The 6,671-nt window shown below is 66.5% G+C and carries 3 protein-coding genes and 2 pseudogenes; 3 read left to right on the top strand and 2 right to left on the bottom strand.

The window, feature by feature from the left end:
• Nucleotides 1–234 precede the first annotated feature (234 nt).
• The 3 genes from ACM9LZ_RS25395 to ACM9LZ_RS25405 all read left to right on the top strand — a co-directional run bounded on the left by ACM9LZ_RS25395 (nt 235) and on the right by ACM9LZ_RS25405 (nt 6,097).
• Nucleotides 235–1,572, top strand: a complete 1,338-nt coding sequence (locus ACM9LZ_RS25395; protein ID WP_416622299.1) for a UDP-glucose dehydrogenase family protein — start codon at nt 235–237, stop codon at nt 1,570–1,572.
• 1 nt (nt 1,573) lies between these two features.
• Nucleotides 1,574–2,554 carry an NAD-dependent epimerase/dehydratase family protein gene (locus ACM9LZ_RS25400; RefSeq protein ID WP_416622300.1) on the top strand — a complete coding sequence of 327 codons (981 nt, stop codon included), beginning with the start codon at nt 1,574–1,576 and terminating at the stop codon, nt 2,552–2,554.
• Between the two features lie 183 nt (nt 2,555–2,737).
• Complete coding sequence (locus ACM9LZ_RS25405; RefSeq protein ID WP_416622301.1) at nt 2,738–6,097, top strand: SIS domain-containing protein; 3,360 nt, start codon at nt 2,738–2,740, stop codon at nt 6,095–6,097.
• A 146-nt stretch (nt 6,098–6,243) separates the two neighbouring features.
• On the opposite strand, the pseudogene ACM9LZ_RS25410 reads toward ACM9LZ_RS25405, so the two are convergent.
• Both ACM9LZ_RS25410 and ACM9LZ_RS25415 read right to left on the bottom strand, forming a co-directional pair.
• A pseudogene (locus ACM9LZ_RS25410) lies at nt 6,244–6,453 on the bottom strand (transposase); the annotation flags it as partial.
• Nucleotides 6,454–6,530: 77 nt separating this feature from the next.
• Nucleotides 6,531–6,671 (bottom strand): annotated as a pseudogene (locus tag ACM9LZ_RS25415) (IS5/IS1182 family transposase); the annotation flags it as partial.

A 6,671-nucleotide genomic window follows, 5' to 3' on the forward strand; every position in this document is an offset into this window, starting at 1 on the left:
TTAGGTTTTGTTGAAATCAACTTCGGCAGGTCAATTTGTCCCCGCAGCGCGGTTCGGTTCGGCGCATAACAAAGCGACATGCACAGAGAGCCCTAAAATTTCTTGCTCATTCTGCAGGGCCCACGCAAAGGGGAGGGAGCGATGCAACGAACTATTCATTTTGGCACCTGATTCCACTATAAGCCAGCAGCCGGTCGGCCCTTTGCGGCTGTCGTATGGTAAAGGGAATTTTCGATGCGCATCGCCGTCATCGGTACCGGTTATGTGGGTCTGGTCTCCGGGGCCTGCTTTTCCGAATTCGGGGTGGAAACGATCTGCGTCGACAAGGACCAGGACAAGATCGAGCGGCTGCGCCGCGGGGTGATCCCCATCTACGAGCCCGGCCTGGACGCGCTGGTGGAAAAGAACACCCGGGCCGGCCGCCTGTCCTTCACGACCGACCTGCCGGCCGCCGTGCGCGGTGCCGATGCCGTGTTCATCGCGGTGGGCACGCCCTCGCGCCGCGGCGACGGGCATGCCGATCTGTCCTATGTCCATGCCGCCGCGGCGGAGATCGCGGCGGCCCTGGACCCCGACGACTTCACCGTCATCGTGACGAAAAGCACGGTGCCCGTCGGCACGGGGCGGGAGGTGGCCCGCATCATCCGCAAAACCCGGCCGGAAGCCGATTTCGAGGTGGCGTCCAACCCCGAGTTCCTGCGCGAGGGCTCCGCCATCGAGGATTTCATGCGGCCCGACCGTGTCGTGATCGGCACCGACAGCGACAGGGCGCGGCAGGTCATGCGCGCCCTGTACCGTCCTTTGTTCCTGATCGAGACGCCGATGGTCTTCACCAGCCTGGAGACGTCGGAACTGATCAAATATGCCGCCAACACCTTCCTGGCCGCCAAGATCACCTTCATCAACGAGATCGCCGACCTGTGCGAGAAGGTGGGCGCCGATGTGCATGACGTTGCCAAAGGCATCGGCCTGGACAACCGCATCGGCAAGAAGTTCCTGCATCCCGGCCCCGGCTATGGCGGGTCGTGCTTTCCCAAGGATACCCTAGCCCTGGTGAAGACGGCCCAGGACCATGGCGCGCCGCTGCGCATCATCGAAACCGTCGTCGACATCAATGACCGGCGCAAGAAATCAATGGCCGGACGGGTCATCGCGGCCTGCGGCGGGTCGGTGCAGGGGCGCCGCATCGGCGTGCTGGGCGTGACCTTCAAGCCCAATACCGATGATATGCGCGATGCGCCCGCGCTGGACATCATCCCGGCCCTGCAGGCCGCCGGGGCCAGCATCGCTGCCTACGATCCCGCCGGCATGGAGGAGGCGGCCCGGCTCATCCCCGGCGTGACATGGGCAGGCGACGCCTATGCCGCCCTGCGGCAGGCCGACTGTGCCATCGTCCTCACCGAATGGAACGAGTTCCGCATGCTCAATCTCAACCGGGCACGCGGCATCATGAACGAACCGGTCATCGTCGATCTGCGCAACATCTTCAATCCGCAGGACGCCGAGATGGCGGGCTTCACCTATCACAGCATCGGCCGGCCCGGCCGGGTCCGCAAGGGGCGGGGGGAATAGGATGGTCACGCTGGTCACCGGTGTTGCGGGCTTCATCGGCTTTTCGCTGGCGCGGTCCCTGCTGGCGGACGGGGAGCCCGTGCTGGGCATCGACAGCGTCAACGACTATTACGACCCGGGCCTGAAGGAGGCCCGGCTGCGGATACTGGCGGCCTTTCCGGGCTTCACCTTCCACCGCCGGGACCTGGCCGACAGCGGTCTGGTCGATTTCATCACCCGGCAGCATCCCGACGTGACGGCGATCATCCATCTGGCGGCACAGGCGGGGGTGCGCCATTCGCTGGTCAATCCCTATGCCTATGTGCAGTCCAACATCCAGGCGCATGTCGTGATGCTGGAACTGGCCCGCGCCCTGCCGGGCCTGCGCAATTTCGTCTATGCCTCCTCCTCCTCCGTCTATGGTGCCAACCGGCAGACGCCCTTTTCCGTGGACGACCCCGTCACGCGGCCCATCTCGCTCTATGCCGCCACCAAGCGGGCGGACGAGCTGCTGACCTATACCTACAGCCATCTTTTCCGCTTTCCGGCCATCGGCCTGCGCTTCTTCACGGTCTATGGCCCCTGGGGCCGACCGGACATGGCGGTCTATCTGTTCACCGACGCCATCCTGGCCGGGCGGCCCATCGATGTGTTCAATGATGGGGAGATGTGGCGCGACTTCACCTATATCGACGATATCGTCGACGGCATCCGCGCCGCCGCCCTGCGCCCGCCGCCGCCCGACCCGGATGGGGTGCCCCACGCGGTCCATAATCTGGGCAACCACCGGCCTGAAAAGCTGATGGACGTGATCGCCATCATCGAACGGGCGCTGAACCGCAAGGCACAGATCAATTTCCGGCCCCTGCAGCCCGGCGATGTGCTCAGCTCTTGCGCCGATATCGAGACCAGCCGCCGGGACCTGGGGTTCGAGCCCCGGACGAACCTGGCCGAGGGGCTGCCCCGCTTCGTCGCCTGGTTCCGCGATTATCACCGCCGCTGACCCCGAGGGGCGATGCGCCGCCAGGCCCAGGGCGCGGATGCGCCGCCAGGCTCAGGGCGCGGATGCGCCCGGCCGGGCCCCCCGGTTTGCGATGCTGACCGTTGGCTGATGCCCGGGCTTGATGTTTGCACGATGCGGCGGGTCCTTGTATCAAGGCGTCGTATCGCTATGGGAATTCAGGACATGTGCGGGATCGCAGGCTTTCTTTCCAACCTGTCATGGCGCCGGGACGGTGATGCGGCGTGGGTCGGCGCGCTGGCCGATGCCCTGCGCGTGGCGGGGATCGATGATCTTCCCGGCATCGATGCCATCCTTGACGGGCTGCATGCCCGGTTCGACGACCTGATGGCCTTTTCCACCCATATGGCGCTGGTGGAACGGCCCGACCTGCGCGACCGGCTGACCGCGGCCGCCAGCCGGATCGAAGGGCTGGAGGCGGAGTTGAAGGCCAGCGCCTTCGCCCGCGAACCGGTGGCCGAGCGGGTGGCGGAGCGGCTGCGCGATTATGGCTGGCAGCTTCGCAACGAGGTGCTGGCCAATATCGATCGCACCCTGGGCCTGATCGGCGGCGTTCCCACCCCGGCCAGGGCGCAGCATTTCGCGGCCTGGGCCGTGGAACAGGTGCTGGAGAACCTGGACCGGCTGGAGGTGCGCGGGCGCGACAGCGCCGGCATCGCGGTGCAGTTGCGCCTGACCGGGCCGCTGTCCGACGCCCAGCTTGCCGACTGGCGCCGGCAGGCGGCCACGGCCGGGCGCGATGCCTTCGATGCCGATGGTGCCGTCACCTTCCATGCGCTGGCCGATGGCGGGGCGACGGCCCGCTTCACCTACAAGGTGGCGCAGCTGATCGGCAAGCTGGGGGACAATGGCGCCACGCTGCGGGCCAAGCTGCGCGCCGATGCCCTGTTCTGGGAACTGGCGGCGCGGACTGGCCAGATCGGCATCCTGGCGCATACCCGCTGGGCCTCGCACGGGGCCATCAATCTGGCCAATTGCCACCCGCAGAACGGCCGGCTGGCCGGGGACAATGTGCCTGTCCTGCCGGCCGATGCCGATGTTGCCTGTGTGCTGAACGGCGATATCGACAATTACCAGACCCTGAAGGACGGGCCCGTGAAGGCGGCGGGCCATGCCGTGCCGGCCGCCGTCACCACGGATGCCAAGATCATCCCCGTCATGTTCCGGTTGGCCCAGGGCCGGTCCACGGCCGACCGTTTCCTGTCGGCCCTGCGGCAGTTCGAGGGGTCGGTGGCCATCGGCCTGCTGCATCCGGCCGAACCGGAACGGCTGTATCTGGGCCAGAAGGGCAGCGGGCAGAGCGTCTTCGTGGCCGAGGTGCGCGACGGCCTGATCCTGGCGTCGGAGAATTACGGGCTGGCCCCGCGGGCCCGCGCCTCCATCGGTCTGGCCAAGGTGGAGAAGGGCGGCCTGCAGGTCATCCTGTCGACGGCGGAGGGTGAGGAACCCCTGTCGGCCCGCACCATCGATGACGGCGCCGCCGCCCCGCTGAAGCCCGACACCATCGAGATTTTCAGCCGCGACATCTTCCGCGGCGATTTCGAGCATTTCTTCGAAAAGGAAGTGCATGAGGCGGCCGGCAGCGTGCGCAAGACCCTGGTCGGCCGCTACAGCCGCCAGGGACGGCGGGCCAGTTTCGACCTGGGGCCGCACGGCATCTGGGCCGCGCTGCGCCGCCGCCTGTCCGACCCGGCCCGGCCCGCCATCCGCCGCATCTTCGTGACGGGCCAGGGCACGGCCGCCATCGCCGGCATGGGGGTGGCCCATCTGCTGCGCCAGGCGCTGGCCGGCACGTCGATCCATGTGGAGGCGGCCAAGGCGTCGGAACTGTCGTCCGACCTGGACGGGGTGGATCTGGACGACGCCATCGTCATCGCCATCAGCCAGTCGGGCACGACCACAGACACCAACCGCACCGTCGATCTGGCCCGCGCGGCCGGCGCCTGGATCCACGCCATCGTCAACCGCCGCAACAGCCCGCTGGTGCGCAAGTCGGACAGCCACCTGTTCACCAGCGACGGGCGCGACATCGAAATGGCCGTGGCCAGCACCAAGGCCTTCTACAGCCAGGTCGCGGCCGGCAAGCTGACCGCCCTGTGCATCGCCGATACGCTGGGCAGCCTGCCGCCCGTGCAGATCCATGACGAGCTGGTGGCCCTGGAAGGGCTGCCGGCCCGCATCCAGGAGGTGCTGGACGACGAGGCGGCCATCGCCGCCTGCGCCGAGCGCTATGCCCCGCAGAACCGCTATTGGGCCGTGGTCGGCAACGGCCCCAACAAGATCGCGGCGGAAGAGATCCGGATCAAGCTGTCGGAGCTTTGCTACAAGTCGATCCCCGTGGATTTCACGGAGGACAAGAAGCATATCGACCTGTCGACCGAGCCGCTGACCCTGGTCATCGCCAATGATCTGGCCCCGCTGCTGGCCCAGGACACGGCCAAGGAAGTGGCCATCTTCAAGGCGCATGCCGGCAAGCCGCTGGTCGTCGCCGCCAAGGGGGAGACCTGCTTCGACGCCTATGCGGAAACCGTGATCCGCGTGCCGTCGGCCGGGGCCGGCCTGGATTTCGTGCTGGCCACCGTGGTCGGCCATCTCTGGGGTTTCCATGCGGCGCGCGCCATCGATCGCCGGTCACAGGGGTTCCGCGCCCTGGGCGTGGCCATCGAACAGGCGCTGGTCGAACCCGACCGGCCGCTGGCGCCCATCACCGACGCCATCGCCGTGGAAATGCGCCGCATCGCCGAGGGGGAGCAGGATGCCGCCCTGCCGCCGCGGGCCGTGGCACAACTGGCCGGCCTGTCGGCGTCCCTGGCCGTGGCCGATGCCGGCAGCCGTGCCCGGCTGCTGGCCGACGGGTCGGCCCTGATGCGCAAGCTGTTCGAGGAAACCAGCCGCCCCGTCGACACGATCCGACACCAGGCCAAGACCGTGACGGTCGGCATCTCCCGCCCCGTGCGGGAGGTGGCGCCCTCCATCCTGTCGGCCCTGTCGGCCCTGGGCGTGTCGCATGAGGCGCTGGCCGATGCCGACCGCCGCACGCTGACGGCCTTCTCCTCCATCCTGACGGGCGTGCATGGCGCCATCCTCTACCGCCTGACGGGGGAGGGCAGGGACGGCGCGCCGGTGCTGGCGGCCGGAACCCGCATCGGCAGTGCCGCCGGCCGGGCGTCGGGCTATGATGGCGGCCGTCCGGCCGCCGGCAGCAAGCGCCGGGCCCTGCGCCTGGGCCGCATCATCTTTTCCCCCGGCGCCCGGTCGGCGGAAAATCTGGTGCTGGTGCCCGTCTTCGCCGGCCAGGAATGGCGGGTGGCCGGGCTGGCCATGCTGCATACCGATCTGATGGCCCAGGCCTCCTTGCAGCAGAAGACGGCCCTGCTGAAGGAACTCCACCTCTATGAGGATCTGTTCGACGCCTATCACGAGGCGGTGCATGGCGAGGACCGGGACTTCGCCGCCTTCATCGCCGGGGTCAGCCCCCGCGACCTGCTGTTCCGCAACCCGGCCGATCTGGTGCCGAAGGGATAATATTACGCGGGGTTGCGTGGAACAGAGTGGGAATCCAGGCAAGCCCGCCTACCGTCCAGCGGCGCCCGGCGATCAGGGACAGCCGGCCGGTTGTGGGGTTTGCATTGGATATGCGGCTGTATAAATACATTCTTATACCAATCTCCCTAATGATTGACCGTTGCCCATTTCCTTGAAGCGATTTGTCGAATTTTCCCTGTTTGTGCAATGAGGCTGTTCCATGCGCTGCAGCAGGCATCGACGATATCGTCGTAATCATTGAATATTCTGTTGCCGAGGAAATTCTGGCGCAGGTACTGCCAGATACTTTCGACGGGATTGAGTTCGGGGCAATAGGGTGGCAGATGAAGTGAACTGGCCCCCGTTTGGCCGGACAGTCAGGCGGTTTCACGATAGGCCCTTAGAGTCTGATTCAAAAATAATCTGAACTGTATCAATGCCTTGCGATCCGTCGGATGAAGATTTGCACGGATGCGATGAAGCACCATGCGGTTGCAGATGTGATTGTCTGCTCGAAGTCTTTGGCGAGCCGTCTGTTTCGGTTGAACCATGCCAGGGTGCGTTCTACGACCCA

This window comes from Niveispirillum fermenti (genome assembly GCF_048066175.1).
GTDB classification, from domain to species: Bacteria; Pseudomonadota; Alphaproteobacteria; order Azospirillales; family Azospirillaceae; genus Niveispirillum; species Niveispirillum fermenti.

What these genes read in the sequence shown, in the direction of transcription:
- ACM9LZ_RS25395 (WP_416622299.1), top strand. Translation starts at nt 235, where the DNA reads ATGCGCATCGCCGTCATCGGTACCGGTTATGTGGGTCTGGTCTCCGGG.
- ACM9LZ_RS25405 (WP_416622301.1), top strand. Translation starts at nt 2,738, where the DNA reads ATGTGCGGGATCGCAGGCTTTCTTTCCAACCTGTCATGGCGCCGGGAC.
- ACM9LZ_RS25400 (WP_416622300.1), top strand. Translation starts at nt 1,574, where the DNA reads ATGGTCACGCTGGTCACCGGTGTTGCGGGCTTCATCGGCTTTTCGCTG.